This is a genomic window from Leucogemmata humicola (assembly GCF_055379415.1).
Genome location: NZ_AP040875.1, coordinates 4882293 through 4908993, shown reverse-complemented (window position 1 = coordinate 4908993; position 26701 = coordinate 4882293). Strand labels below are relative to the sequence as shown.

At 61.5% G+C, this 26701-nt stretch carries 23 protein-coding genes; 3 read left to right on the top strand and 20 right to left on the bottom strand.

Going from position 1 to position 26701, the window contains the following annotated elements:
* Positions 1-990: 990 nt before the first annotated feature.
* From AC6H4Z_RS21020 to AC6H4Z_RS20930, 19 genes are all read right to left on the bottom strand, one after another.
* On the bottom strand, positions 991-1296 hold the full coding sequence (locus tag AC6H4Z_RS21020; protein WP_497543926.1) for a hypothetical protein: 306 nt from the start codon (positions 1294-1296) through the stop codon (positions 991-993).
* A gap of 127 nt (positions 1297-1423) precedes the next feature.
* Positions 1424-1798 (bottom strand): hypothetical protein, encoded by a 375-nt coding sequence (locus AC6H4Z_RS21015; protein WP_497543925.1) that lies wholly within the window; start codon positions 1796-1798, stop codon positions 1424-1426.
* Between the two features lie 111 nt (positions 1799-1909).
* The gene (locus AC6H4Z_RS21010; RefSeq protein WP_497543924.1) at positions 1910-2776 is read right to left on the bottom strand and encodes a tetratricopeptide repeat protein; all 867 of its coding nucleotides are present in this window, start codon (positions 2774-2776) and stop codon (positions 1910-1912) included.
* Positions 2777-2909: 133 nt separating this feature from the next.
* Positions 2910-3407, bottom strand: a complete 498-nt coding sequence (locus AC6H4Z_RS21005; protein ID WP_497543923.1) for a YxiG-like protein — start codon at positions 3405-3407, stop codon at positions 2910-2912.
* Positions 3408-3513: 106 nt separating this feature from the next.
* The gene (locus tag AC6H4Z_RS21000; protein ID WP_497543922.1) at positions 3514-4029 is read right to left on the bottom strand and encodes a hypothetical protein; all 516 of its coding nucleotides are present in this window, start codon (positions 4027-4029) and stop codon (positions 3514-3516) included.
* A 700-nt stretch (positions 4030-4729) separates the two neighbouring features.
* On the bottom strand, positions 4730-5251 hold the full coding sequence (locus AC6H4Z_RS20995) for a hypothetical protein (protein WP_497543921.1): 522 nt from the start codon (positions 5249-5251) through the stop codon (positions 4730-4732).
* A 135-nt stretch (positions 5252-5386) separates the two neighbouring features.
* Positions 5387-5764, bottom strand: coding sequence for a YciI family protein (locus tag AC6H4Z_RS20990; RefSeq protein WP_497543920.1), 378 nt, complete (start codon positions 5762-5764; stop codon positions 5387-5389).
* A 168-nt stretch (positions 5765-5932) separates the two neighbouring features.
* Positions 5933-6511, bottom strand: coding sequence for an AAA family ATPase (locus AC6H4Z_RS20985; protein ID WP_497543919.1), 579 nt, complete (start codon positions 6509-6511; stop codon positions 5933-5935).
* 66 nt (positions 6512-6577) lie between these two features.
* Positions 6578-7411, bottom strand: coding sequence for an MBL fold metallo-hydrolase (locus tag AC6H4Z_RS20980; protein ID WP_497547072.1), 834 nt, complete (start codon positions 7409-7411; stop codon positions 6578-6580).
* A 97-nt stretch (positions 7412-7508) separates the two neighbouring features.
* A complete protein-coding gene (locus AC6H4Z_RS20975; protein ID WP_497543918.1) occupies positions 7509-7703 on the bottom strand; it encodes a hypothetical protein in 195 nt (64 codons plus the stop codon).
* Between the two features lie 65 nt (positions 7704-7768).
* The gene (locus AC6H4Z_RS20970; RefSeq protein ID WP_497543917.1) at positions 7769-7987 is read right to left on the bottom strand and encodes a hypothetical protein; all 219 of its coding nucleotides are present in this window, start codon (positions 7985-7987) and stop codon (positions 7769-7771) included.
* A 608-nt stretch (positions 7988-8595) separates the two neighbouring features.
* Positions 8596-9228 (bottom strand): HAD-IA family hydrolase, encoded by a 633-nt coding sequence (locus AC6H4Z_RS20965; protein ID WP_497543916.1) that lies wholly within the window; start codon positions 9226-9228, stop codon positions 8596-8598.
* A 9-nt stretch (positions 9229-9237) separates the two neighbouring features.
* Positions 9238-9705, bottom strand: coding sequence for an SRPBCC family protein (locus AC6H4Z_RS20960; RefSeq protein WP_497543915.1), 468 nt, complete (start codon positions 9703-9705; stop codon positions 9238-9240).
* Entirely contained in the window at positions 9702-12884 is a 3183-nt protein-coding gene (locus AC6H4Z_RS20955) for a DNA polymerase III subunit alpha (protein WP_497543914.1), read from the bottom strand. Before AC6H4Z_RS20955 ends, AC6H4Z_RS20960 begins: the two co-directional genes overlap by 4 nt.
* 55 nt (positions 12885-12939) lie before the next feature.
* Positions 12940-13353, bottom strand: a complete 414-nt coding sequence (locus AC6H4Z_RS20950; protein ID WP_497543913.1) for a DUF3224 domain-containing protein — start codon at positions 13351-13353, stop codon at positions 12940-12942.
* A 2-nt stretch (positions 13354-13355) separates the two neighbouring features.
* Positions 13356-14639, bottom strand: a complete 1284-nt coding sequence (locus AC6H4Z_RS20945; RefSeq protein ID WP_497543912.1) for a DinB/UmuC family translesion DNA polymerase — start codon at positions 14637-14639, stop codon at positions 13356-13358.
* Positions 14581-15279 (bottom strand): hypothetical protein, encoded by a 699-nt coding sequence (locus AC6H4Z_RS20940; protein WP_497543911.1) that lies wholly within the window; start codon positions 15277-15279, stop codon positions 14581-14583. The genes AC6H4Z_RS20945 and AC6H4Z_RS20940 overlap by 59 nt, the downstream gene beginning before the upstream one ends.
* A 144-nt stretch (positions 15280-15423) precedes the next feature.
* Complete coding sequence (locus AC6H4Z_RS20935) at positions 15424-16527, bottom strand: SPL family radical SAM protein (protein ID WP_497543910.1); 1104 nt, start codon at positions 16525-16527, stop codon at positions 15424-15426.
* A gap of 62 nt (positions 16528-16589) precedes the next feature.
* Positions 16590-17210: a hypothetical protein gene (locus AC6H4Z_RS20930; protein ID WP_497543909.1), complete on the bottom strand. Its 621-nt coding sequence runs from the start codon at positions 17208-17210 to the stop codon at positions 16590-16592.
* On the opposite strand from AC6H4Z_RS20930, the gene AC6H4Z_RS20925 reads away from it, so the two are divergent.
* Entirely contained in the window at positions 17209-17496 is a 288-nt protein-coding gene (locus AC6H4Z_RS20925) for a 4a-hydroxytetrahydrobiopterin dehydratase (RefSeq protein ID WP_497543908.1), read from the top strand. The two genes, AC6H4Z_RS20930 and AC6H4Z_RS20925, sit on opposite strands and share 2 nt — an antisense overlap.
* Before the next feature lie 45 nt (positions 17497-17541).
* Here the strand turns inward: AC6H4Z_RS20925 and AC6H4Z_RS20920 are convergent, their stop codons facing one another.
* Positions 17542-18075, bottom strand: a complete 534-nt coding sequence (locus tag AC6H4Z_RS20920) for a hypothetical protein (RefSeq protein ID WP_497543907.1) — start codon at positions 18073-18075, stop codon at positions 17542-17544.
* Between the two features lie 186 nt (positions 18076-18261).
* On the opposite strand from AC6H4Z_RS20920, the gene AC6H4Z_RS20915 reads away from it, so the two are divergent.
* Both AC6H4Z_RS20915 and AC6H4Z_RS20910 read left to right on the top strand, forming a co-directional pair.
* On the top strand, positions 18262-25983 hold the full coding sequence (locus tag AC6H4Z_RS20915) for an RHS repeat-associated core domain-containing protein (RefSeq protein ID WP_497547071.1): 7722 nt from the start codon (positions 18262-18264) through the stop codon (positions 25981-25983).
* Positions 25980-26621, top strand: coding sequence for an SMI1/KNR4 family protein (locus tag AC6H4Z_RS20910; RefSeq protein ID WP_497543906.1), 642 nt, complete (start codon positions 25980-25982; stop codon positions 26619-26621). The genes AC6H4Z_RS20915 and AC6H4Z_RS20910 overlap by 4 nt, the downstream gene beginning before the upstream one ends.
* Positions 26622-26701 lie beyond the last annotated feature (80 nt).

Below are 26701 nucleotides of genomic sequence, written 5' to 3'. Positions count from 1 at the left end.
AATGTCGGGAAGCTGCTCGCCTGGCAAAAGGCCCAATCGGAATTGAGCTTCCTCGTACTCAAACGGCATAGAAAGGTGTGTCAGCCTAACGCCCGCGTTAACTTGCGAGCGAGTCAATAAGAGGGAGCGTAGCGAGCAATCTGCAGATTGCTCGTCAAGTTCAACGATCGTTAGGTTGCCGGTAGAACATGCCGGGGGCGGTCGCCGTCGAGCTGGCGCACTGAGGCGCGCGTCGCCTCGCTCGGCGAGCGCGATTGGAATGCAGCGGCGCTCAAGTTGCGGGCAAACGCGCAACGATTCACGCGATGATACCTCCGACACCGGCGCCGTACACTGCTCCGGTAGCAAGGATCGCCAAGATGAAGCCGATCGAAATGTCCTCGTCGCGTAGCGTGAGCACGAGGTATCCGGCTACGATAGCCGGAAAAGCACGGCTGTGAGCAGCGAGATGTTTGCGACGGCGCGCAAGCGCGTGCGAGACACTGGCTAGCGGAGAGAGTGTGTGGCGACCTAACGCCCTGGTTAAACTGCAGGCGAGTCAAATAACAGCCGAATGCGCAGCATTCGCAATCCTTAAATCGCCCGTCAGCTTCAACGCGCGTTAGGCGGCGTGCGCGCGAGAACCGAAGTAGCGACTGGCCAACCGAAAGATGAGGCCCAGAAGGAGAGCGACAATGCCTACCGCCAGCGCGCCAGATCCCAACACGTAAGGTATCATGCTCGCGTCGACGTATTCGCGGGGCGCTGTGCGAGCCGCATGATAGCCAAGTCCCGCGCAGGCGCCCCCAATGGCCGACAGCCCAACACCAGTCCAGGAAAGCACGCGACCGGCACCAGCGAAGAAGTCTAAAACGCGCAATTGACGTTGGCGCTGTGGGAACAGAAGGCTGGATCGTCTGCCTAACGTCCCAGCTCCGCTGCGGGCGAATCAAATAAGAGCGAATGCGAAGCATTCACAATCGTTAAATCGGCCGTCGGCTGCAGCGCACGTTAGGTGGCGCGGTCGTGATGCCGATGTGCGGCGCGTCTGGCGAGTGATGCCGCGCCGCCCACGATGGCACCGACAACGCCGCCAGCAAGCACGGCAAGCGGCCCGACCAATGAAGCACCTTCTGGAACAATGGCGACAATGCAGCCGCCCACTCCCCAGGTGATTGCGCCACCGGTCGCACCGCCAATGATCAGTCGGCAATTGGAAATAGGACGGCCGCCGGAAACGGAATCGGCGAGGATCGCACCGATGCCGAGGGCCGGGCCGCCGAACGCGAGGAGAAGCGACCAACCAGTAAGTCCCATTCCTCGCTCATTCGAGTTGCCGATGTATCCGTTTGACGCCTGAGCTAAGCTGCAAAGCATTCAAAAATAAGAGTTGCGGCGCAGCCGCGACAATTCAATAGCGATGCTTTGACAGCTTCAGCGCACGTTAGGTCGCTGGTCGCGATGTCTGCCCTGCGGCGCGCGCGAGCAGCAGGCAGATGAGCAGAAAGATTGCCCCACCGACGCCCGCTGCGACGAACCCATCGTGAGTTGAATTGCGAGCGCACGCCATGCCGATGAGTGGAAAAGCGGCGCCGCTGAACCCTAACGCCGTGATCGCCGGCGGAGCCCAGGGTTTCCGCGCCCAGAGTCCAATCGCCGCGCCAATCCCAGAGATGCCAAGAGAGACGCCCGCTGCGATGAGCCATCGGGAGACCCATGTACCTGACAACACCGCCGCGATGGCAAGCCCTCCGAGGCCATACCACGCTGCGAGAATTGCGAACACACGGTCCCGAATGCGAACGGACATGGTGGCCATTGAAGGAGAACCGTGTAGCGACCTAACGCTCAAGTTAAGCTGCGGGCGAGTAACTAAGAGCGCATGCGCAGCATGCGCAATCCTTAAAGCGCCCGTCGGCTTCAACGCCCGTTAGGCGGCTGGCGCATCGGCCTCAAACCAGCGCACGAGATCCGCCCGCGGGCTTCCGACTAGCCACGCCTCGATGATTGACTCGGCGTGGGCGTGGTCGCGAGCGGCGAGCCCACAATGCGGATGAGCAGGAACGCCCTCTTGATCATCGTGTTCGTGAGGAGTCCCACGACTACACTGTGCGCAGAGAATGTTTGTCGTTGCTCCCCAGTTCTCGGCGGCGCCACCTTTCGCTTCTGCTAGATCGACCAGCGCGTCGATGCTCTCCGAATCGACCGTGGCCAACTCGATGATGTACTTGCGAAGCCGGGAGGCTTCCAAGACGGCAAGCACGTTCAGTACGGGGATGTCCTTCCCGTCGACGACGCGGTATCCGTCTGCAGCGCCATCCGTGAGCACGACATCGCCGTGGTTGTGCCGGCTGGTCGGAAGCGGGACACTTAGAACTCTGGCACGCGCGGGATCAATGCGCCGGGCCCAGACGACTTCCGCCTGATCGTCCGGATCCAAGCGAACAGGGATCAATCCAAAGCCGAAGTCTGGCGGTCCGTCTCCAGGAGGCGCCACCATGCCGCACGCGGCCCACGCGCGCCGCGCCTCGATCCAGTCAGCGACTGCGGTTGCGGCAATACCGAGATTCCACCACGCGGCTTCGTCGTCAGGATCACGGCTGGACGCCTGCGCATTGAGCTCGAGCGATTCCTGCCAGCGGCAACTGTATTTGCAGAGCAAGCCCAGGTCATAGTAGGGAACCGACCATTCGGGGCTGCTCGCGATCGCGGCGCGGTAGGCGCGTTCCGCGCCATGAAGGTCGCCGGCGTCTTTACGAGAATTACCTTCTTCAACGAGAAGCTCAGCTTCTGTCATTCGAGAGTGAGGAGATAGCCGCCTAACGCCCCAGTTAAGCTGCGAACGAATCAAATAAGAGCGCATGCGGAGCATGCGCAATCCTTAAATCGTTCGTCAGCTTCAACGTTCGTTAGGCGGCTGCCAGGAGGAGCTACTTCAGGGGAATGATGACCTGCGAGATGAGATCGGTGTGGTCATCGATATGGAGCGTCCGAATCTCGTGAAAAACGAGACGAAGGCGGAACTGGTTTGTGGTCAGTTCGGCCTCGGACATGGTGTGCTTCAGACGATCCGACCAGTCAGCGGCTTTCGGGGACGGCTCAATCGCCTTGATGCCGGGATAGGCGAGCGACCAGTTCACGCCCCAGACGTAGCCCTCGGGCTCTGCGTTTCTTTCCCACGCTGCGTAGTCAGTGAACACCTCGGTCCAGGACCCCGACCAAACCTCATCGCGGACCTCGGTTACGAGTGAGAATTCAGGAACGTGAGTGAAAACAAGTCGGTAGCGCCCCGGCCGGCGTTTGCCGGAGTGTTCGACCGTCAGCTGGTAATCGCGGCCATGCGGCGCCAGCCCATGCTCGAGCACTGCGAAGTCAGATTCGGGCAGCCACTCAAGAAGCCGAGCGATGGGATGAAGTGATTCCGTCATCAATAGGGGAGTCGTAGCCGCCTAACGCTCCAGCTAAGCTGCGAGCGAGTCAAATAAAAGGAGCGAAGCGAGCAATCAATAGATCGCTCGTCAGCTTCAGCGTTCGTTAGCCAGCAGCCACGCCAAAGCTGATGGGCGCGACCGAGAGTAGCTCTATCCACTCGTCATGTGAAGTCTTAACTCGAAGTCCGGTTGCGCGGCCCCCTCTCGATGGGAGCAGTGTAACGTCCCAGCCGCATTCGAGGACGTGAGCAAGGAAGTCAGTGAGTTCGGCAACATCGTTGCTGTCGAAAACGTGGCCGGGTGCCTCGGCAAGCGAGCGGCGTTCACCGAAGCGGTCACGCCACGCGTAGTACCGCGGCCAGTTCTCCTCGTTGGGCCACACGTCCCAATCGGTTGCCCAAGCGAGACATTCGTCCCATTCGCCGAGAGTCGCGCGGAGTTGCGCGGCGAGTTCGCGCGCCTTCGCTGGATCCGACGCGGCCGAATGAACGGGACGCTCGCGGTGCACGAGACTGGGATCCGCTGCGAGGCGTGGCGCGACCGGTCCTTCAGGCTCATCGAGTGGGAAGCCGTGCTCGCGGCACCAGTCCCAGGTCCAGGTGTGATCCAGAAATCGCATCGGAGTGTGTTGCTGGCTAACGCCCCAGCTCAGCTGCGGGCGAGTCAAACAAAAGCGCATGCGAAGCATGCGCACTCAGTAAATCGCCCGTCGGCTGCAGCGCACGTTAGGCAGCGCGCTCATAGGAATTTCCACCAGGGTTTCCGACGCTGCACCAGAACGAAACCACATCCGTCCGTAGTCATCGATCGCGGCTCCATGACAGCGATGAATAGGATGCCGGTATCTCCGCGAAGATCGAGTACGGTCGACGCCATCGAGTGGTTGAATGCGCGGACCACCAAGGTGTCGTTCCCCGGTGGGACATTCTCCGCAGTCACGGCGCCGGATGCATCCGCCGACTGAAAGCCTCGGCCTTGAACGCGGATCTGCGCTTCGTGTAGAGGCGTCCCATTTGGAAGTTCCACGATCCAGCCACTGATCCGGCCGGGTGGCCCGGCGTGCTGCCAGGCAATTTGGGAGTGGCCTGAATCCAAGACCAAGGGACCGCAATCCGGCGAGACGTACTCGTATCGTACGCATCCACCGAAGGCGCCGAGCAAGACGAGCACTGCAACATGAAGACGGCACCGCATCAAAAGATCAGAACGATTTAGAAGGGCGATGTGCTGCCTAACGCCTGAGCTCAGCTGCGGGCGAATACATAAAAGCAAATGCGCAGCTTTGCAATCCTCCGATCGCCCGACTGCTGCAGCGTTCGTTAGGCTGCGGGCGCTCCTGCGCTGGAACTCGAGAGCGCAACTCTCGCGTTCGCGGCGCGCATAAGGAACCGCAAAAGCCACAGGATGCCGAATGGTACGATGTTGACGCCGAAGGAGGACACGTCGCTCGGCTGGCCTGCCCATGACACGTTAACCAGCGACTTCAGTCCGAGATCGAATCCAAGTGGGCTGCTTGCATTGGACCCGGCAAGAACAACATAGGCGCCTGCGAAGAACGTCCACTGCCATACACCAATGGCAATCACCGGGATTTGCATCAGCTGAATTGCTTGGGCCAGAAGAATCGCCCGGACGTGACAACGCACCAACAAGACGCCGACACCGAGGACTACTAGGAACAGCGCACACATGCCGCCGAGTAATCCAATAACGGCTAGGCGGCTTTCGTCCGGAGTTTTCAGCCAGATTGGGTGCATCACCGCAAGCACCGTGGTCATACCGGCAACGCCGGCAACGATGTGATATCCGCCCAGCAAATATCGGAGTGTGGATTCTTTCATCGATAGCAATCCTTTGACGGCTGCAACGCACGTTAGGCAGCGCGGCGCTCAGATGTCGACTTACGCAGTAGACGCCGCGTTGCTGCCGCTTCCATGGCGCCAGCGGCGCAAACCCGACGAAGCGCGACGGGCTCCTCAGGACGCGCCGACCTGCTGCCGTATGAGAGCAAAGTCTTGCACGGGGCGAATCTCGACGCAGCCGGTCCGCGTCCAGGGAAACGTCGCCGCGATCCGCACGGCATCGTCCATGTCTTCCGCCTCGATGAGATTGAAGCCCGCGATGATCTCCTTCGTTTCGGCGAACGGTCCGTCATGAATGGTCTGCTTCCCGTTGCGAACGCGGACGGATTTCGCTGCCGTCGTCGGCCCAAGAATCTGCGAGTCGAGCAGCCGGCCCTGTTTGCGCAGGTCATCGGCGTGCTCGATGCAACCGCGCATCGTTTCGCTGAACTCGCGCGGGCCCAGCGCGTCAAGCAGGGACTCGTCATTGTAGATGAGAACCACGAACTTCATAGGGTGCTCGCCGTTGAGTCGATACGGAACGAAAGAGCCGATGACGCCAGGCAGCGACTCATCGAGGATGTGCCATCGGGCGTGTGTGACTGCCTAACGCCCGAGTTCAGCTGCAACCGAATCAATAGAAGCGCACGGCGAAGCCGTACGCTACCCTTGGCTCGGTCGTCAGCTGCAACGTTCGTTAGGCTGCGCGGTGCGAGATCTGTGATCGGCGGTTGCCGAGCCCGAGCCGAGTCGGGCGAGCACCTGCTCTGCGCGCTCGCGGACCGTGCCCTGTACGACGAGTACCGAGGGGTTGAAGGGCCAAGCTCCGTCGACGAACATCTCGCGAAGGATCGCATCGACGCGGAGTCGAAGTCGCGGGGCTTCAGCCCCCCGAATTCGGTCAGGCTGCTCGATGGGGACGAAGACGACGAGATCAAGCGTCGCCAAGGCATTGGCTACCTCGAGTACGCGATCTCTCGCCACGAGCGAAGGGCGGAGCGCGAGGAGATAGGCGAGATAGTCGGCTGGCGACCGATCGAATAGGACATTCGCCGGCTGAGGCTTCGCGAAGACGGAGCGAGCAGCATCAAGAAGCAAGTCAAAGTCGTCGACAGTCGGTGGGTCACTGAAGGCGTGACCCTCATCTTCGAGCGCGTGAAACGGTTCGTCAATTGCCGCAAAGCTGGGATGGCGTCGTATGAGCTCACCGACGAGCGCTGACTTCCCAGTGGCATGACTGCCGGAGACGGCAATGCGCATTGCTTGTCGAGGTGAGGGTGTCGTGCGCCTGGCGCACGGGGCCGAACCGAGGTTTGTGGCAAAGCCTCATGGTGCGGTCTTCGAGGGTCGGCGCACGTCGATCTTCTCACCCACGCCGATGACCATCAAATCCTCACCCAACTCGACTGCGCCGGCATACGTCGTGCGCGTTGGAGGGATAACGTCTTGCTCGACGGCATCCGAAAGCACAATGTGCGAGTAGATGGCGAGGCGGGGTTTCGTCTTCGCAAAGACTTCGCCGGCCTGCTCGGGGGTAGTGTGATGCGCGATGACAACGCGCGCGCGCGCGTCCGGCGTTTGCGCGCGAACGAAGGTTGCCGGTGCGGCAACTTCATGTATAAGGACATCCACGCCTTGCGCGTGCTTGATGAGGTTGTCCGAGATACGTGTATCGCCCGATAACACGACCGAGCGCCCACGATAGTCCACGCGGTAACCGAAGGCTGGCTTGACGGGGTCGTGATCGACTTCGAACGCGGAAACTGTTAAACCATCCTGGTCCAAGACTACGCCTTCCGCAATGTCCATGGCTGTGATCGCGGCGCCCGCCGCAGGCAGCTTCTCGTCTGCAATTCGGGTCTTGATGTCGAAGTCGAAGGCTTCCACGAGATGCGTTGCCATGGCCTTCGTTCCAGCTGGTCCCCACACTCGGACAGCTTGTTCCCGACCGGGTCGCGCCCGGCCCGTCGTCCAACCGCTCAGCCATAGGTCGGGGAACCCGACAACGTGGTCAGAATGCAAGTGGGTGAAGAAGACGCCGTCGACGTCATGCCAGGGCACCCCTACCTGCCAAAGGCGCTGAAGGGCACCGCGTCCGGCATCGAACAACAGCCGATGACCGCCCGCCTCGACGAGGATGCTTGGGCCAAAACGATTCATCACCGGGAGGGGATTGCCCGTGCCGAGTAGCGTTACAGTAATGACCTGCGCGTCCGCGTGTGCGATGGCGATTGACAGCGCGAATGCGATTGCGATGCTACGGATCATTTGTAACCTCTCTATCGTCTATGGCGCCTAACGCCCAGCTAAGCTGCGAGCCTTCAAGGGGCAATTCGTTGCGCCGGGCAAGGCGTGCCGCTTGCCGTCGTCCCCAAGGAATGAACACGGTCCAGGTGTCGCCGATGCGTTCGAGGCGCACGCGTCGGCCGAAGATCTCCGCTTCGCGAATCATGCCCGCCTAGTGATGATGTCGTCCGCCCAACGCCCGACATCTTCAGCGTTCGTTAGGCAGCCAGGTCAGAGCGCTCGATTGCGATCATCGAGCGAGCAGCCTTCACGGTCGTCTTCGTCGAAGACGGTTTCAGCGACGGCATACGGAGGGCCGGCGTACCAGCTTGGATCGTTCGGGCGATCGAGTTTGATGGCAACGACTGTCCGCGTACCGATGTCAGTGCAGCGCCATCGCCCCGTGGCTGTAAAAAACTCCAAGCCAATCTGAAATTCGGCAAGTTGCATGAGTAGGGACTAGATGGACTGCCTAACGCCGAGTTAACCCGTGAGCGAATTCATAAAATGCAACGCCGAAGGCGTTGCTTCCATAGCTCGCTCGTCGGGTTCAACGATCGTTAGCTGGCGGGCTCACCAAAGCTTCCACCACGGCTTTCTAACTTCAACGAGCCCGAAGCCGCTGCAGGGCCCATCCAAGACGTCGAGGTCGAGTGGGAGGACAATCGTCCGGGCGGGTCGAAGCGGGAACGCAAGCGTATCAACGCGCCCACGAGTGCCAATCCGCCGAGTTCGGAGGGCGAAGATTCCGCTCGGAATCGCCGCAAGTTGGAATCGCCCGAGGGAGTCACTCTGGACTACGCGCGGAGGTGTGGTTGCGAGCGTCAAGACCGCCCCCGAGAGCGCCTGATGAGTTCCGCTACGACGACACGACCGAGAAGAGCCGCCGAGTCATTCTTAGTATTGATTTCCGCCTCGAGCGGGGCCGCACTGAGCGGGCGATGAAAGCCCTGACAGTCAGGCGAGAGATAGTCCGGTACCCATTCGCGTCTCGCGCACGCGGCGACGAGCGCCAGGGTTACCAGAGTGATGGCAAGGCGCGACAGCCTCAACGTTCGTTAAGCGCCAGGCGCTGGAGTGGAAAGGAGGTCCAGAGCTCTGAGGCACGCTTCGGCATCGGCTACTCCGCGAACTTCGTACGCCGAGAGTCCTGCGGCCCGTGCGGCTGCAACGTTCGTCGGGCTGTCGTCGAGCAGGATGGCTTGATCGGCGTACTCTAGGAGACCGAGTTCATTCAAGACGTGGAGATAGCATGCCCGATCGGGCTTACGCAGTCCCATTTCGTTGGAGAAAAAGCACCGATCAAAGCGCCGCTCAATGTCGAGTTCCGCACGAAAACGGGCAACGTCGAGTGAATTGGTGTTGCTGAGACACGCGACGCTGCAAGCGCCACGAACCTGTTCAACCAACTCGAGCGCTCCAGAAAATGGGCCGCGAAACCACGCCCCAAACTCGCGGAGGAACGCAGCCGGAGAAACAGGCAGCGTGAACTCGGCCACGACACCAGCGGCAAAGGCGTCGGGCGTTGAAGCACCGGTGTAGAGCGCGTCCGCGAGTGGGGAGGCCCACAAACGATTGAATTCCGCCGGGCCAATGCGGCCGTTTGATAGTCGTGCGAGTGAATCCGGCCCGCCAAACTCGAGCAGGACATCGGCGAGGTCGAAGATGACGACTCGAATATCTCTAGGCATGCGCACTCCCTATCGCCCTGTCGCGCTGAAAATCTTCGCCACCTGCTCCTGACGATATCGAAAGATTCTGCCAAGCTGAATGCGAATTACTGGCGCGGCCACTCGCCCGAACACTCCGAACGGTAGCGTATATACCACTTCATCCTCGATGTCGGTACCACCAGCAACACTCATGAACCGATGCGTGTGCACCCACGACCGATACGGTCCGCGCAACTGCTCATCGACGAATCGAGTTGGCGGCTCCCACACCGCAATGCGCGTACGCCAGGCCAGCGGCCAACGCCACAACCGAATCGTATAGTCGATGAGCGTCCCCACGCCCATCGCGATCGGTAAACGCGTGCGAATCACGAAACCCAACTCCGCCGGCGTCAATCGCTCGAGATTCTCCGCCTCGGCGAAGAAGGCAAACACCGCCTCGCGCGGCGCGTCCACGTGCATGTGCGTCGTGAAGCGATAGTCCTTTGCCGTCATCGAAATTCGTGGGCGCGGTGCGTGAGTGGACCGACGTCGAGCTCCCTGAATCGCTTGCCAACAATCGAAATCGCCGAGCCGTCGTTCTCCACTCGGCCCTGGATGAGCACGAAGGGTGCCCGCTTCACCACTTCCTCGTTCTCCTCCACCAACGCTTTCGACACCACGATGTTGGCATATCCGTGCTCGTCCTCGAGCAACAGAAAGATCGTCCCGCCGGCCGTCGCCGGCCGCTGCCGCACCGTCACCAATCCGCCGATCGTCACCGTGCGCCCGTTTGGCATCTGCATCAGCTCGCGACTGTCGATCGCACCACCGCGTTTCAGTCGCTCGCGCGCCCACTCCATCGGATGACCGTGCACGCTCATACCGACGGCATGATAATCCAAGAATACTAATTGCTCGCGATCGATCGGTACGGGGTCGTGCGAGCTCACGGTCGCCGGCGCGAGCGGGAGAACGTCGCCACTCGCGCGCAAACCCTCCCACGCCGCATGCCGACGGTCCGGCGCCCACGCCGCGAATGCGTCGGCCTGAGCGAACGATAACACTTCGCCGCGATTCAATTTCGCACGCGATACAACGTCGGCGATCGACGCAAACGGGCCGCCGGTCTCGTACACCTTCTTCATCACATCGATCACCTTGGTGCCGATCCCGCGCACGAAGCGCCAACCGACGCGCATCGCGCCGTTCTCGTACGTGCAATCCCAACTGCCTTTTCGCAAACACGGCGGCAGCACCTGCACGCCATGACGCTTGGCGTCGTGCACCAACGTCGACACAGGATAGAAACCCATGGGCTGCGCGTTGAGCAGCCCAATGAAAAATTCCGTTGGATAATGCGCCTTGAGATACGCCGTGACATACGCGATCAGCGCAAAGCTCCACGCATGCGATTCGGGAAAGCCATAATTGGCGAAGCTCACGAGGTCCTGGCAAATCTTCTTTGCCGTGGTCTCGTCGACTCCACGTAGCTGCATGCGCTTCTCGAGCGCTTCGAGCGCCGCCTCGAGCCGAGTCTTCTTGCGGATATTTCCCATCGTGCGACGCAGCAAATCCGCCTCCGTCGCCGTGTAGCCGCCAAGCGACATGGCGATCGCCATCGCCTGCTCCTGAAAGATCGGAATACCCTGCGTGCGACGCAGCACCGCCTCGAGCGCCGGGTGCGGATAAATGACCTGCTCGTGGCCGAGTCGCCGCTCGGTGTACGGTCGCACGAAGCTCGCTTGGATGGGACCCGGCCGAATCAACGCCACTTGCACGACGATGTCGTACAGATGGTCCGGCTTCGTATGCAATATCGAATTGATCTGCGCCCGACTCTCGATCTGAAACATCCCGATCGTTTCGCCGCGCTGGATGATGTCGTACGACTTCGCGTCGTCGAGCGGAAAGCCATACATCGTCGGCCTGTTGCCGGTCCGTTCCTCGATGACGTCGAAGGCGATCCGGATCATCGCGAGCGCACCGAGTCCGAGAAAGTCGAACTTCGGTACGCAGATGATGTCGAGGTCGTCCTTGTCGAACTGCACGATCGTCCGACCCATCGTCGTCTGTTCGACAGGCAGGAAGTTGCCGAGCGGTACGGCTGAGATGGCGAAGCCACCGACGTGTGTCGAGCGCAGACGCGCCAACCCTTCGAAGCCCGGTAGCGCATAGAGCAGCGCCCGCCCCCGCGCCCCACTGATGTCGACGCCACGCGCCTCGGCGATGGCAGGAACGGCATCTGCGCACCCTTCTGGCTCGGCGTGGTGGACGCGCTTAGAGATCTCAAATGCTTGCTCCGCCGTGTAGCCCAGTGCGCGCATAGCATCTTGCACGGCGGTGGGCGCGTGAAAGCATTGAGTGACGGCCGTGATTGCCGCGTGTGCCCGATCGTAGTTGGCGTACATGTAGTCGAGCACTTCTTCGCGCCGGTTGTGCTCGAAGTCGACGTCGATGTCCGGCGGCTCCGTGCGACCATTCACACGCGCCGGCGACAGGAAGCGCTCGAACAACAATCCGTTCTCCACCGGATCCACGGCTGTGATGCCGAGGCAGAACGCGACCGCGGAGTTGGCAGCACTGCCGCGGCCCTGACATAGGATGTTCTTGTGGCGCGCGAAGCGAACGGCGTCGGCCATGACGAGAAAGAAGCCAGCGAATCCCAGATCGGCGATCATCTTCAACTCATGATCGATCTGATCGCACTGCTCTCGGCTCGGCTCACGCCATCGCTCGCGCATGCCCTCGTTCGTCCAGGCGCGCAACGCCGCATTGTCGTCCATGTGCGACAACGCAGCGCTCAACTTCGCTTTGCGAAAGTCGGGCAGTGGTGGCCGCATCCAGTCGAGCGAGAAGTCGTCGCACCGTTCCGCGACGCGTAGACTTTCCCGAAGTCCTTCCTCGCGACCGCGCCATTTGATCGCCATGTCCCTCGGCGACAGCAGCTTCCACTCGCCATTCGGGTGCAGCAGGCCGCGTTCGGCCGCCTGGTCGATCGTCAGGTTGTAGCGCAGCGCGGTGAGCATGTCGTGCACGAGCCGCCCGCGGTCGTCTACGTATCTCGGGTCCTGCGTCGCCACCCACGGCACCCCCTCCGACTCGGCCAGTTCGATGAGAACGGTGGCGAGGGCGGCTTCGTGGCCGCCGGAGTGGTGGAGCTGTACTTCTATAGATAGGGCGCCGTCCGGGAAGACATCCCGCCATCGGCGCAGCCGCCGGGTGGCTTCGTTGTTCCGGCCGGCGCGAAGCAGGGAAGCGAGATCTCCGGTCGCCGGACCGGTGAGCGCGTGGAGTCCCGTGGCATGGGCGGCGACCTGCTCCCAGGTCACCTTCGGACGGCCGCGATGCTTACCCTGCGCCTTCTGCTCCCACGCGTCCCACTGGCCGACGCGCGCCATGGTCACGAGGGCCGACAGGTGCTGATAACCCTCCGGCGTGCGCGCCAGAAATGCCGCAGGGTGTCCGTCGACGACCAGCTCCGCGCCGACGATCGGCTTTACGGGCACCGCACCTTCTGTCAGCGCTTCATTCGCGAACCGGGCGATGCCGCCGAGGTCCGCGGTATCAGTAATTCCTAAATGCGTGTATCCGAGCGTGCGTGCGTGTCGAGCCAGATCTTCTGCCGACACTGCGCCGTCGGAGAAGGAGAAACAGCTATGCGCACGAAGCTCGACGTAGGTCATCGTCACCATGGTTCCTCGCTTCGGCGCTTCGCACCTACGCTCGGAATTCCGCGTCTCAGAGCTGTCAGAGCTCGACGTTGAGCATGTAGGACGCGCCGTCGTCATTCGCGGCGAAGTGTCCGTCGCCACGAATGTCCGCGAGCTGGCCGCTGCCCATGCCTGGGAGAATAGTCCAGTGTCCCTTGGCGACGCCGTTCTGATACGCGCCGACATCCTGCATCACGAAGCTGCCCTCGCGTTCAGCGACGCGACCGGTGACGCGCGCGAGTCCGACGAAGCGCGCCATGCCGTTGGAGGCGTAGCCCATGAGATACGTGATCGACACTTCGCCTTCGATGTCGCCCGTGAGCTCGTGCGTCGTCGCGGCGTGCATGAGTGGCGGTTGACCAGCGGAGACATCATATGGCTTCTCCTCCCAGTGCATCGTCTTGAATGCTCCCGTCATCCGCGTCATCTCGCCCATCCATGTCGTTTCCATGGTTAATCCCACCATCCGTGAAGGAACCAGTCCGCCGATTGTTGCTGCGTCCCGCGGTACAGCCACACCATCATTCCGTCTTCGCGCACACAACGGAAATAGTCGCGCGCGTACTGCGTGGCCCACTCTCCGCCTGACACTCGGTCAGGTCCCGCCGCTTCGATGATGTCGTGCCATTCATTGCCGTCGAGATAACGCACGGGCACGTCGTGATCGCGACGTGATTCGGTCGACACCGTCACCACCTTGGGTGACGGGAGAAGCTGCAGCGTGAGCGCTGGCTGCTTTTGCTTTTTCACGACGCGAGTTTCTCGGCGCGCAATCCAACTCGTGCGCTGCTCGATCAGCGGATGCTCCGAGTTCACAGGTTCGACGACGACGTCGCCCTGATCGTCGGTGAGTTGGATGATCGCGTCTTCTACCATTGGCGCGCTGGCGAAACCACGATCGAATAGATCGCCCTGTGCGCCGTGATTGCCGACGACCGATTCCACGCGCAGCGTCACACCCATGACTGCGTCGGGCAGCGTCAGCGTGTCGAGCGCCTCGCGCACTAGGCGCATCCACCGCTTCTGCTCCGCACTCGGCCGCGATGAGCGAATGGTGTGCGTGCGTTGAGTGCGATTGCCGAGTGAGAAGACGAGCGCCATTTCGCGCGCGCGTTCGCCGCGATTGGCGAGCGCCGTGCACACGGTGCCGGCGAGCGAGTTGATGACGAACAGCAACCGCTCGGGATCTTTCAGTCCGTATTCCACCCACTCGATCGACGCGCTGGGCAGCGAGCGAAGCGGAATCTTGAAGAGAAAACGCTCATCGTCGGCGCGCGCGCGCTGCCAGAGTCGCACGCCTTCGATGCCGAGTCGGATCTCGATGGCCTCGGCGTCGAGTGCGGCGAAGGCAGCGACAGTTTCGATACCCAGGCCTTGAATGAGTGCGGCGAGATCTGGTGGCGGTGAGAGTACGGCGAGCTTGTACGGCGCAATGAATGCTTGGTCCTGTCCCGGTTTGATGATCGTGAGCGAGATGGAGCTTTGCGTCGCCGCGACTTCGGCGGCCACGGGTGTCATAGCGACGCCGGCGCGCGTGTCGTCGAAGCCATAGTCGCTTGCGACGCGCAGCATCTGTTCGGCGAGTTGGCCACCGTGCATGCCGCGGGCGTCGCCCCACACGAGATGGCGTTCGCCCACCGCGACGCGCGGCGCGCACTCGAGCAGACTGGCGACGAGATCAGCGGGGAAGTCCGCGCCGGTCGGCCAGCGCGGATTCCAGAGACAGACGTAGCTCATGATGCATGACCGGAATGGGAAAAGTCGTGTGCGTGCTCCAGCCCGCGGCTGTGGCGCCGACGCGTACGGTGACGTCTTCGGCGTCGGCCGGATCGCCGAATGGCGTGCGCCGCCAGCGGTAGTGCATGAGGCGCGATCTGAGTCGGAGGCTCGCCATGGACGCCGCCGACCCGATGGACACGAGCGCCGCTCCGCCTTCGCGCGCCGCGCGTGTGAGTCGAACGGTTTCGGTGCCCTGTGGTTCAGTGCCTGCTAATACGAGAAGTGAAAAGCCCCCCGACCGCAGCAACTCCTCGGCGGCGCGCAGTGCGTGCGTGCGCGACGTAGGCCGCACGAGGTACAGGCCGCTGTTGTCGCCCCACGACGCACCAGCCACCGTGTTGTCGCCGTCGATCCAGGCCGAGCGTTCGCCGTTGGCGACGACGGAGTGGCAGGTGGCGCGGAGGATGGCAGTCGAGCCGCCCTGTGGTGCCCAGACCGATAGCCGTCCGCGCGGCAGTCCGCCGTTGGGCAGGACTTTGTCGAGCGCTTCGATACCCGTGGCAATCTGTTCCGTGGTCTGCGAGCCGCCCGTGAGGGGCGTCGCATCCGGAAAGCGTTGCTGAATGAGGGCCCGAAGGGCGGCGACAGAGGTGGCCATGAGTGTGGAAAAGGGACAGCATCTTATACCGAATAAATACCGAAAGCAAGAGTGGGACCGAGGCTACATCACAAATATTGTTTGAATGGTGATTTGGGCTGGGGCTGCGTCAACTGATTGTTCAAGTCGTTGGCCGTTCAAGACCTACACGTCGAACGCCAGCTGCTCCGACCCCGCGAATCGATCAGCCACCGCCTCCGCCGCGGCATCTGGTGCGCGACCGTAACGACCGTAGAGCACCCCGTGCTTTTCACATAGCGCGCGCATCTGGTCGCGCAGGCGCTGACTGTACGCCTCGCTCGGATTGAAATCGTTCGCGTACGTCGCCCGATACCGCTTGGCGAGGTGCGGGAATTCCTGTTCGATGAACGGCAGGTACCGCGCGCGAGCCGTCGCTCGGAGTCGGAGCGCACAGGCATTCACGTACGACGCGCCGCGTTCAGCCACCGCCATTACCAGTCGCTCGAGATCTTCGGGATCGTCGGTGATTGCAGGAAGAACGGGCATGACGTTGATGCCTGTCTCGATGTCGCTCTCACGCAAACGCGCGAGCGCACGAAGCCGAGCTTCAGGCGTTGGTGCGCGCGGCTCGATGCGACGCGCGAGCTCGCGGTCGAGCGAGATGAGCGAGAGATGAATCGACAGCTTCGAGATTCGATTGATCCGACGCAGCAGATCGATGTCGCGCGTGATGAGCGGACTCTTCGTGATGATGCAGATCTGCAGTCCCGGATGATCCGCCAGCACCTCGAGCACCGACCGCGTCACGCGAAAGCGTCGCTCGGCGGGCTGAAACGGATCGGTCGCCGTGCCGATGACGATCGTTTCGCCGCGCAGCAGTGCGGTGTGTTTTTCGGAGCCGTGACGAAGTGTTCTACGCAGCACGTCGGCCGCGTTCTGCTTTACGAAGATGCGTCGCTCAAAGGCGAGCCACGACGGCATTCGATCGTGTGCCGACTGAAGGTCGGCGTGCTCCGGATTCTCGGTCGCGTGGCGGTCGAGCACCCATCGATGGGCGTACCGCGCGTAGCAGTATGCGCAGCCAAACGCGCAGCCCACGTACGGATTGATCGACCAGAATCCCATGCCCGTGGTCTCGGGCCCGTTCAGAACGTTGCGCGCGATGGAGCCGAAGTACCGAATGTCCTTCTGCTCACCAACGACTGGGAGCGGACGCCCAAGGACGTCCGCGTCGAACAGTGCGCCCTGCCGTTCTTTCCCAACCGCGCCAACCGTTCGGACCGCCATGTGCCACCAGCTCGCGAAAATCCCGGGATCTCAGCATACCGAAGAAATCCCGAACACGCAAGTCACGGTGTTTTCAGGCTCACTCCGACGTCCATTCCCCCGTCGTCGCGCGGGCGGGCGAAAAAGTTGGCGTAATGCGGGTCGCGCGAAATCCGAAAGGTGTGAATGGCCGCGATCCCGCCAAACAGCAACGTCATCTGTGTCTTGTTCATGGCGTGAGTTCGCGCCACGAAGTCGACATCGCTCACCGATCCACGCCTGCCGAGGGTGAGGTAAAACACCGTTGTCCCAATGCCGCCGCCGAGTATGCCGCGCTCGAACGCGGCACCACGGCGATGCGGAATGTCGAGGACGGCTTCGTCGATGAGCGTCTGCATCGTGAGACCAGACACGGAGAATAGGAATTGCTTGTGAGGCTCGACCTGCGAGCTGATCCCCGAGTAGATCGTTGGGCGGAACTCGTCAAAGCCAAAAGACGGATGGCCGCCAACGGCTATGGACGTCATGATATGCGCTGCCTCGTGGAGCAAAATGCTCGTCGTGAAACCGAGCGCGAACTTGCTCCAGTAGTTTGTGGACAGCGGTATCGTATCGCGGCTCTGCGCGCGCACGGTAGCTGGTGCTACGCCAAGGAGCAGCGCCAGTGTTGCCCCACGAAGTCCGAACGGGAAGGAAACTCGCATGCGACAGAAACTCTCCGATCTCGAGATACAGCGGTCACTCGGTACACTTGCCGGTTGGACGCGGCGCGGCGACGTACTGACGAAGACATTCGCCTTCGACAAGTTCGCGGGTGGGATCGCGTTCGTCGACCGGGTAGCCGCGGCCGCGGATGCGATGAATCATCATCCCGACATCGACATCCGGTACACTAAGATCACGATGACGCTGTCGACGCACGACGCCGGCGGAATCACGCAGTCGGATCTGGACCTGGCCAAAAAGATCGAGGACGCCGCGACCGCCTAGGCTGATCACGAGTCAGCCAGCGCGGCGTCACGGCAGGCGCAGAAATCAGCCTGCTGCGTTGACCACGTCGATGATGCTGAACGCCGCGGTCCATCCTGTGGCCGTGGCGATCATCCCAGCAAAAACCGCGAGCGGAAGCGCCAATCGGAGCGTGAGTCTCCGCCAGAGTCCAATCGCCAATCCAGTGGCGCCGGCGGCAACGACGGGGAAGATCGCAAGAAAGAACGCGAACCACGTCGTGCGAATGGTTGGCTCGTGGATCCAGTCGAATGCGCGGAAGTATTGCGCCATCTCGAACCCACACCACAGCGCCGCCGCGGCCACGCCGTAGAGCACTCGGCGCCTTGGCAGCCGATTCCGCGTTACGCGCAATCCAAAGAGCGCCAAGACGATCGGCACCACCGCCAGCATCCAGTATCCCGGGTCGGTCAGGATGAGGCGCGCCGTGTGGAGCCACGGCTGCTGGGATTGGGCGACGATGGTCAAAACCATACCCATAGGACGAACGGCAGTCGGGCTCCGTTTCGTGGGAGCAGGATCGCTGTCGATTGTGCGGTGCGTCACGGTGATGCGCGCCATTCGCACCCGGTAGCGCGACGTTCGCGCCGATTAATCGCGACCGCGCGAATGCGGCGATCTCGCGATGACATATAAATCGTGCAATGACAATACGTTAATAACGCGACGCATGTAGCACGGTCTCTGCCTTCGAGCGAGTGGCGTTCTCTCCCGCTTCCCACCTGCTCTGGAGTCAGCCTCGTGTTCATGACCCATGCGCTTCGTCGTGCGCTTTTCATTGTCGTCGCTGCACTATCCGTCGTTGCGCTGCCTCGCGCGTCATCGGCGCAGACAACGCCCATGGTGATCACGTCGTTCGACGGCATGGCCGCCGGTGGCGTCTATGACGTCTATGACGACGACGGGTACTACGAGTACACGCAGCGGTACTACTCCTTGTGGTACACGGTCAAAAACACGACTGCATCGAACCTCTATCTCTTTGCTGGCGGCGGATGCGGGTGTTGGCCTGGGGAGGCATATGGCACGAACGGATCGCTTGGCCTGATCGCGCCCGGGCAGACGCGCGCGGTCAGTGTCACCGTCGTGGTACCGTCGTATCAGTCGGGCGCAATCTCGGTGGCGCTCAATGCGTCCGGTGCCGTCGGTCTCCCTCCATTCTGGTACAGCGTTGCGACCAATCAGTACGAGCCGAGTGGGTATCAGCTGCAGGGAGTCGCGGATACGTATGTGGTTCAGATCAATCTCGTCAACGGCGTCGCGACGTTGGGCGCGTCCATCGCCGACTATCGCCCCGCGGTGACGCCAAAGAGCGTCAGCGAAACGATTCCGTTCGGGGCTACGATCAGTCGCACATTCGCCGTAACAAACGCCGGTACAAAGGCCGCGACGTATGCAATCACTGCCAGTTGCACCTCGTCGCCATGCACACCTTCTAAAACGACAACCACACTCGGCGCAGGAGTCACCGATTCCGTCGCCGTAACGTTCATCACGCCCGGTACGACTAGTACCAGTGGCGTCGTGCGTCTGATTGCCAGCTACACCGATGCAACCAATCGTGTGTTGGCTGATACAGGGACTCGAACGATCACCACGCCGAACGTTCGTCCAACGGTCGCGCCGAAGAATCAGCCAACATTGGCGGCAAATGGCCCGCAGTGGGCGGGGTTTACGGTGAGTGGTTTCAACTGGCCGTCGGACTTTTCGATCGTTCCGCTGTGCACCGCTTGGTTGACCAGCTGCACCGTCGAGTTGGGCGAGCCAGACGAAAACGATCCATCGAGTTTATGGGCGAGGCTTCGCTTTACGGCTCCGAACACAATCGGAAGTTCATCAACGCCACCGGCGACTGCAGGCCTGATCGCGCGCGTCATGAACGGCACGCAGGTCGTCGTCGCCGACACTGCGTCGTTCTCTGTCTTGCTTCCGTACGGCAAACCGGTCTTCACACCGAAAACGTCCGTCGAAACAGATCCGGCCGGAACCGCGCGCTACTACTCGCCGGTCATGCTGAACTCCGGCAACGCGACTTCGACGTATGCGATCACCGCGTCGTGTACGAACGTCGCCAACTGCACGGTGGCGGCATCGTACGTCACCGTGAGTCCAGGCGGGATGGGATCTGCACCGGTGTCGTTCACCGCGCCGGCAATCGGCCAGACGGGAACGATCCGCGTCGTTGCCACGAGAACCGGTTCATACACTCCGATCGAAACCGACACCGCGACGCTGACCGTGATGGGCGGCGACGTCATCGCGCCGACGTTCATTCAGTTCACTCCGCCGCAAGAGGGGTCGACCATCGCGTACGGCGGGCGCCTCTCGATTCCGGTTACCGGCTGCGACGCTGACGGCGTGTTAGCGACGCCGAGTGGGACGATCAATGGCGTTGCGCTGTCGGCGAATTTTGCGCCAACCACGATTGGGGGATGTGCGACGGCGAAGGTTGGCACCCTCACAGGCGTTGCGCGTCCCGGTGCGAATACGCTGAACGTCTCGCTGAGCGATGGCATTCATACGACCAGCCTCGCGTCGCACTTCACTTACGATGATGCATATGAGGCGCAAGCGATCGTTACTCCGCTTCGCACGAGCGGACTGTTACGGGGCGGCCAAACGTGGACGGATACTTTCACCGTCAAGAATCCTGGCCCACTCAGTGTGCAGTACACGTTGTCGGCGAGCTGCCCTGGCGGTGCATCGGGATGTATGACGTCGCAGCCGACACTCGCGGTTGGACCAGGTCAGACTGTGAACGCGTGGGTTACGTACACGGCGCCAACAACCGGAACCGCCGGGACGGTGGTGTTGTCGGCGACGTACGTCGGCGCGCTGCGAACACTATCGAGCTCGAACTATGTGGTACTGCAGCTTGATCAAACGGCGCCAACCGTGGTTCTGAGCGGCGTAGTTCCAAATGCAACCATCAGCGTACTGCCTAGCATTGGCGCCGCCTGGTGTGACGCCGACGGTGTGCTGGCAACTCACACGGTGAGGCTCGACGGAACTCCGCTAGTGGAGACGTTCGTGAGCAGCACGCAGTCGGGATGCACGACGGCCGGAACATCGAGCTGGAACAGTCTGGCCGTGACGCTCGGTGCACATACGATCGCTGCTACGACAACGGACGTCGCCGGTCACGTCACCAACAGCACACTCTCATTCACATTCGCGCTGCCGCCGGTCACTGATTTCCAGCCGCGCGTCACGCCGCGTGCGTCGCCGGTCTATCTGATTCCGAATGAGCAGACGTGGGCGTTTGCGATTCGAAATGCCGGCACGCGATCGGCGTCGTATCAAATCACGCCCGTGTGTGCGGCGGTCGTGGCTTCGGGGAGTTGTCAGCTCGACCGGACCTCACTGACACTGGCCGCCGGCCAGACAGATACAGCGCGACTCACCTTCAGCATTCCAACGTTGCCGGCGAGCCCGGCGACCTTCAGAGTCATCGCGAGCTATCAGGATCTCGCGAACCGCGCCATTGCCGACACTGGAACTGTCGTAGCGCAGATCCCGACGTTTGCGCAGCTCTATCAGCCGCAGCTCCCTGCCGATCCGTCGACGCACGTGCAGCCACCGGGAACCTTGTCGATGCTTCCGGTGCCAGTCACGAATCTTGGGTTCGCTCCGGTGACATACCGCATGACGGTCGTGTTCACCGGGGGCTTCTCGACCCAGCCGTGGGTGATGGTCGATTCGTTGCGCGTCGGTGCAGGGCAGACAGTGCAGTATCCGCTTCAGCCGCTTGCTCCTTCGGGTAGCAATGTGCAAGGTACGGCAGCGGTGACGGCCGGCTATTCGACATCAGCGGGAGCGGTGTCTGCGTCGACGACGCTGACGTTATTGACGGGCACCGTCGTGAATGCCGGTTCAGTGCTCGTGTCGCCTCACGCGATCACTCGGCCCCTCGCGGCGAGTACCACCGTATTCGACACGTTCACTGTGAAGAACACGGGGTCGTCTCCGGCGAAATTCCTGTACACCGTGACGTGCACCGGCGCCTCGCTTTCGTGCACGCCTACCGCGCCCGACTCGACGCCTTCGCTCGCGTCGCAGCAGTCCTTTGCACTGTCCGTGCGACACGTCGGCGGTTCCGTCGTCGGATCCGTAGGCACGGTCAAGGTTCATGTGGTGAGCCTTGCAAATTCGTCGGTTGTCGACGATGGCGTGATCACCGATAACATCACGACGGTAGCGCCGATCACCGTCGCAACGCGCGGCGTGACTGGTGGGACAGCTCTGCTACGCGACCAGTGCATTACAGTCGCCGCTGGTGACGCAGCGGCATACGAGTGTGGCGATTTGCGTCTGGCGCACCCGCTGCCAGCGACGACGACGCTCAACACGTCGCGCGCGCCAACGCTCGTATACAACAACCGTCATCAGAGCGGAATCATCCTTGTGCCAGCGGAGGTTCGCCTGACATCGGCGCCCGCGGGCGCAACGATCACGGCGACCGTCAAGATCAACGGCCAGGCGGAGGACTCGTACTCATTCACTTGGTCGGCAGCACAGAGTGATGGATTACCGAGGCGGATTGCCGTTCCGGTGAATGTGCGTGCGAAGGGACTGGGGACTGGGGCGTACGAATACACGTTCCAGGTTCGCGCTACCATAGGCGGCACGACCTCATCGAGCAGTGTGACCGACACGCTCGCCGTGATCAACCGCGCGGCAACCCAGTTTGGTCCAGGATGGTGGCTCGATGGCCTCGAGCAGCTCATCGTATTCGACGCGACGCACCGACTCTGGGTCGGCGGCGACGGCTCAGCGCGAATGTACGCGTGGAAATCGGATACAACGTGGCTTGCGACTCCTCAGTTGGATCGGGTCGACTCGATCACCACCAATCCGAGCCAATCGCTCTGGACTCGTCATTTGCGAAACGGCGCAGTCGTCGAGTTCAATGCAGTGGGACAGCACCTAGCGACCGTCAATTCGCGTGGCCACCGGACGCGCTTCGTGTACAACATCACGAACAATGTCCTGCTCGATTCCATCGTGATGCCCGTGCCGGCCGGGGCGCCGCCACGTGCATACACGTTCACGCGCGACGCCGGCGGGAACGTCGTCGCTATAGATGCGCCCAGTACTCCGACTCGGCCAAGACGAACAACGATTGGGTACACGCAGCCGCACGGCCAACGGTTGGTCACGACGATCACGGATCCCGATCTGTCGAGCATCTCGTTTGGATTCGACGCGAGCGATCGCATCATGTCACGTACCAATCGTCGTGGATTCGCAACGACATACACGTATGACGAGGCCGAGGGCCTCCGATCGACGACGTTGGCTGTCGGTGGTGCGAACGTCGTGCGGACCTTCTGCGCGACGGAAACGGCGAGTCTCACGTGGTGCGCGGCGGGTCCGATTCGGACTGATTCAGTTCGCACATGGGTCGACGGCCCGCGCGCCGATGGTGACACGACGTGGTTCCGCCTCACACCGTATGGTGCGCCCGCGGTGATCGAAGACGCGTTGCATCAGCGCACAACCATCGAGCGCAGTAACACCGATTGGCCGCTGCTGCCTACGCAAGTGACACAGCCCAACGGGCATCAAGTCAGAACGAGCTACGATCCGAGTCGAGGACTCGTGCGCATTGTGACCGATGTTGCGCCGTATGGCGGTGCCGATGCGGTGACGACATACGACTGGGATGCGAAGTGGGATGCCGTGACGCTCGTGACTATGCCGCAGGGCGGTGGTAGCTCACGGTCATTCTACGATCAGGCGACGGGACTCAAGCAGTGGGAGGAGGACGGAAGAGGGAGCGCCACGCGGGTGAACTTCACGTACACCACCGCCACGCGACAGCCGCAAACTGTTTCGACGCCTGGTAACGCAGTTGGTGCCGTGAGCCGAATCGACTATGACGGTTTTGGTAACACGTGGAAACTCACGAGCCCGTCGCTGATCGTCACGGAGGCGCTGAAGGACGCGATCGGGCGCGATACGCTGACGAAGAAGCCGACCGATGCTGCGCAAACGGATAGCCTCAAGCTGCTACAGCGTTTCATCTACGATGCGTCGGGCGCCGACAGCGTGTCGCTCCAGTGGAATCGCGCCGACTCGCTTCGTGTCGCGAACCTCTACGATCGGGAGGGCAATCTCATAGAGGTATCCCAGCGCGGGGCGCCGGATCTCGGGACGGTGGGCACGATCATTCGGCGCTTCGCGTACGATGAGGCGGATCGCAAGATCTCGGAGCGAATGGTTCACGGGGTCGCGAACGCCGATGAGGAGGTCCTGCGCTTCAGCTACGACGTTGCCGGAAATCTGATCACGGGTGGTCGCGACGCAGTCGGGGCGATACTGACCTATGACGTGCTGAATCGCCTGACTGGGCGCAATGGGACGATGCTGTCGACGTTCACGTACGACGCGACCGGCATGCGAACGGCTGACAATCCCGCCGCGCACATCTCGCGATCGTACTATCCGAACGGAGCACTCAAGACCGACACGCTGCGCATTGCGACGTCTGATTGGAGCACGGATTTCAGCGTGCATCGGTATGGACTCACGTACAGCTACGATCTGGCCGGCCACAAGATCGCGATCGAGCACCCGAGTCAGCTCGCAAGTGGTACCACCGCGCGCACGTCCTACGGGTACGATGCGGTCAGCGGACTGCTCACCTCGGTGACGGACAAGTTCGGCCAGCTCTTCACGTATCAGTATGACAATGCGGGCCGACTGAATCAGCAGGTGTGGCGGGCGGGGAATTCCCCGCTGACGGAGACGCGCACGTATGACGCTGATTCTCGCCTCGCTCGTCGTACGATGCGGATGGCGGACAACAGCGTCGTCCATGATGACAGTCTCACGTACGACGCGCGTGACAAAGTCCTCGCTGTTGCCCGTCTGCTCGAGAATTCTGCGGCGATCGACGGATTCACCTACGACGTGCGTGGGCGTGTCACGAAGAGTGTGATCAGCGGCGCGACAGAGACGCTGCAGTTGGATGCGTACGGCAATGCACTGCAAAGTGACACAAAGCGGACCAAGCCGGGCGTGGCGTGGTCGACGTACGAACGTGGGAGCGGGCGCCTGTTGTCGCGGATGAGCCTGGGCGACTACGCGAGCATGGACGCGACGGTCTATGACACGGATCTAATCGGCAATCAGTATCACACGCTGAGCCTCGCAGCGCACGGTCCGTATTCGGCGCCCGACGCGCAGCAGTACACGTTCCTCACGATGCGGACGGAGACGCAGGACACGTACGATGATCGAAGCAAGTTGATCTCGCATGTGTTGGTCTTCGACACGCTGTTTCAGAAGACGGCTGCGTACAATGTTTCGAGTGCTCAAGCTGGGCCGAATCGATATTATGGCGGGGACTCGTATCGATACGATGCGCTTGGGCGGCGGATTTGGGTGCGTTCCGTCAAAGGTCCGACGTGCAACTCCTCAACTGGATCGCCGCAGAAATGGACGGGTTGCCACAGCACCGTCACGCGCACGGTGTGGGATGGCGATCAGATACTCTATGAGATTCGGACCGACGGGAGCGTCAATGCGTCGGCGGCGACGCTCGAAAGCGATGTGACGTCGAGTGTCGATTTCGGACAGGTGGGCTATGTCCACGGCTACGGGATCGACGAGCCACTCGCGCTCGACAAGAGCGGCTGGCTTCAGGTTCTGCCGTATGCGGACTGGCGTGGGCATTTCGACGGTGGCCTGTGTGGGACGACGAAGTGTCCGAGTACCACGATCAAGTTTCCGCAGCGGAATTTGTTTGGGGCGGCGAATTCGGTGGCGAATCTGCCGGCTCCGTCCTGGTACGGGAGCCTGATCGAAGGGCAGGAGGATGCGTCGGGATATCTGTATCGGCGCAACCGCTACATGGATCCGTCGACGGGACGCTTCACGCAGGAAGATCCGATCGGGCTGGCCGGGGGGATGAACCTGTATGGGTTCGGCGGCGGAGACGCGGTCAACAATTCGGATCCGTTGGGTCTTGCGACTTGTCCTCCCAATTGTAGCCTCTCTAGTCTGTGGGAGAATGTGAAACAGTTCGCCCGCGATGTCAGGAACATGAGTTCCGATGACTGGAGAGCCGCGGGTCGTGGAGGTGCGGGTTTCTTTAGTGGTGGCGACGGCGGGCTGATGATGGGTCCTGCCGGAAGCGTTCCGAGTGTCACAATTAGTAGGTCGAAGTATCCTGGATCCGCGGCGACGATCGAGAATGCTCAAGCGGCCGGAAAGCCGTCCATTGTGACAATTGATCGGGCCGGCGCGAGTGCGCGGCGAAGGGACGCCCTCGCTGGTGTACCGACTAAGGCCGGATTTGATCGCGACGAGTATCCGCCGGCAATGTTCGCGGAAGGAGGAAGAGGGGCTGCCGTTTCATACGTTGCGCCGTCTGATAACCGAGGGGCAGGAGCGTGTATGGGGAATCAATGCCGAACTTTTCCTGATGCAACCCAAGTTCGAATAGGCGTGGTGCCAGAGTGACGACGTCAAACATTGCACGGCTTGCTGCACTTGGTGGACCGGAACTCAGCGATGACACTCCGCGTCTTGACAAGGCGTCGTCAGATCTGGCAGGTGCTCTCGGGCAAGGATTGCTAGAACTCTATTGGGCAAGGAATGGGTTCTACGCATTCGAATCCGCACTTCATGTTTTCCCAATATCTGACGATGTGTCGCCGCCGAGCCTCGGGGCGTGGAATGAATGGTCGCGTTGGCGCTCCGCATATGGTCAGCCTGCTGTTGAAACCCTGTTCTTTGCAGAGGACCTGTTCGGTGCTCAGTTCTGTATCGCAAATGATGTGATTTGGCGTTTTGATCCTGAAACCGCCAATCGCGAACCCTTCGCACGCTCGATGGACGAGTGGGCAGAGAAAGTCGTTGTCGACTTCAAAGTTCAAACCGGCTGGCCGTTGGCGCACGAGTGGCAAGGGATCAATGGCCCACTCCCGGCTGGTGCGCGCCTGGTTCCGAAGATTCCGTTCGTCTTAGGCGGAGAATTTGAGCTCTCGAACTTACGCGTTCTCGACGGCGTAGAAGCGATGAAGTTCTATGCAAACATCGCAAGGCAGATCCGGGACATTCCTGAAGGCGAACAGATTCAGCTGCGAATCGTCGAATGAGTCTTCAAACGAAGTGACCGATCGGGCATCGATTCACACTCCGTTTCCCACTCAGACTCGACCACTCAAACCGGACCATT

Coding starts and splice junctions, on each gene's coding strand:
- AC6H4Z_RS21020 (WP_497543926.1), bottom strand. CDS start 1,296: ATGGGACTTACTGGTTGGTCGCTTCTCCTCGCGTTCGGCGGCCCGGCC.
- AC6H4Z_RS21015 (WP_497543925.1), bottom strand. CDS start 1,798: ATGGCCACCATGTCCGTTCGCATTCGGGACCGTGTGTTCGCAATTCTC.
- AC6H4Z_RS21010 (WP_497543924.1), bottom strand. CDS start 2,776: ATGACAGAAGCTGAGCTTCTCGTTGAAGAAGGTAATTCTCGTAAAGAC.
- AC6H4Z_RS21005 (WP_497543923.1), bottom strand. CDS start 3,407: ATGACGGAATCACTTCATCCCATCGCTCGGCTTCTTGAGTGGCTGCCC.
- AC6H4Z_RS21000 (WP_497543922.1), bottom strand. CDS start 4,029: ATGCGATTTCTGGATCACACCTGGACCTGGGACTGGTGCCGCGAGCAC.
- AC6H4Z_RS20995 (WP_497543921.1), bottom strand. CDS start 5,251: ATGAAAGAATCCACACTCCGATATTTGCTGGGCGGATATCACATCGTT.
- AC6H4Z_RS20990 (WP_497543920.1), bottom strand. CDS start 5,764: ATGAAGTTCGTGGTTCTCATCTACAATGACGAGTCCCTGCTTGACGCG.
- AC6H4Z_RS20985 (WP_497543919.1), bottom strand. CDS start 6,511: ATGCGCATTGCCGTCTCCGGCAGTCATGCCACTGGGAAGTCAGCGCTC.
- AC6H4Z_RS20980 (WP_497547072.1), bottom strand. CDS start 7,411: ATGAATCGTTTTGGCCCAAGCATCCTCGTCGAGGCGGGCGGTCATCGG.
- AC6H4Z_RS20975 (WP_497543918.1), bottom strand. CDS start 7,703: ATGATTCGCGAAGCGGAGATCTTCGGCCGACGCGTGCGCCTCGAACGC.
- AC6H4Z_RS20970 (WP_497543917.1), bottom strand. CDS start 7,987: ATGCAACTTGCCGAATTTCAGATTGGCTTGGAGTTTTTTACAGCCACG.
- AC6H4Z_RS20965 (WP_497543916.1), bottom strand. CDS start 9,228: ATGCCTAGAGATATTCGAGTCGTCATCTTCGACCTCGCCGATGTCCTG.
- AC6H4Z_RS20960 (WP_497543915.1), bottom strand. CDS start 9,705: ATGACGGCAAAGGACTATCGCTTCACGACGCACATGCACGTGGACGCG.
- AC6H4Z_RS20955 (WP_497543914.1), bottom strand. CDS start 12,884: ATGGTGACGATGACCTACGTCGAGCTTCGTGCGCATAGCTGTTTCTCC.
- AC6H4Z_RS20950 (WP_497543913.1), bottom strand. CDS start 13,353: ATGGAAACGACATGGATGGGCGAGATGACGCGGATGACGGGAGCATTC.
- AC6H4Z_RS20945 (WP_497543912.1), bottom strand. CDS start 14,639: ATGAGCTACGTCTGTCTCTGGAATCCGCGCTGGCCGACCGGCGCGGAC.
- AC6H4Z_RS20940 (WP_497543911.1), bottom strand. CDS start 15,279: ATGGCCACCTCTGTCGCCGCCCTTCGGGCCCTCATTCAGCAACGCTTT.
- AC6H4Z_RS20935 (WP_497543910.1), bottom strand. CDS start 16,527: ATGGCGGTCCGAACGGTTGGCGCGGTTGGGAAAGAACGGCAGGGCGCA.
- AC6H4Z_RS20925 (WP_497543908.1), top strand. CDS start 17,209: ATGCGACAGAAACTCTCCGATCTCGAGATACAGCGGTCACTCGGTACA.
- AC6H4Z_RS20930 (WP_497543909.1), bottom strand. CDS start 17,210: ATGCGAGTTTCCTTCCCGTTCGGACTTCGTGGGGCAACACTGGCGCTG.
- AC6H4Z_RS20920 (WP_497543907.1), bottom strand. CDS start 18,075: ATGGCGCGCATCACCGTGACGCACCGCACAATCGACAGCGATCCTGCT.
- AC6H4Z_RS20915 (WP_497547071.1), top strand. CDS start 18,262: ATGACCCATGCGCTTCGTCGTGCGCTTTTCATTGTCGTCGCTGCACTA.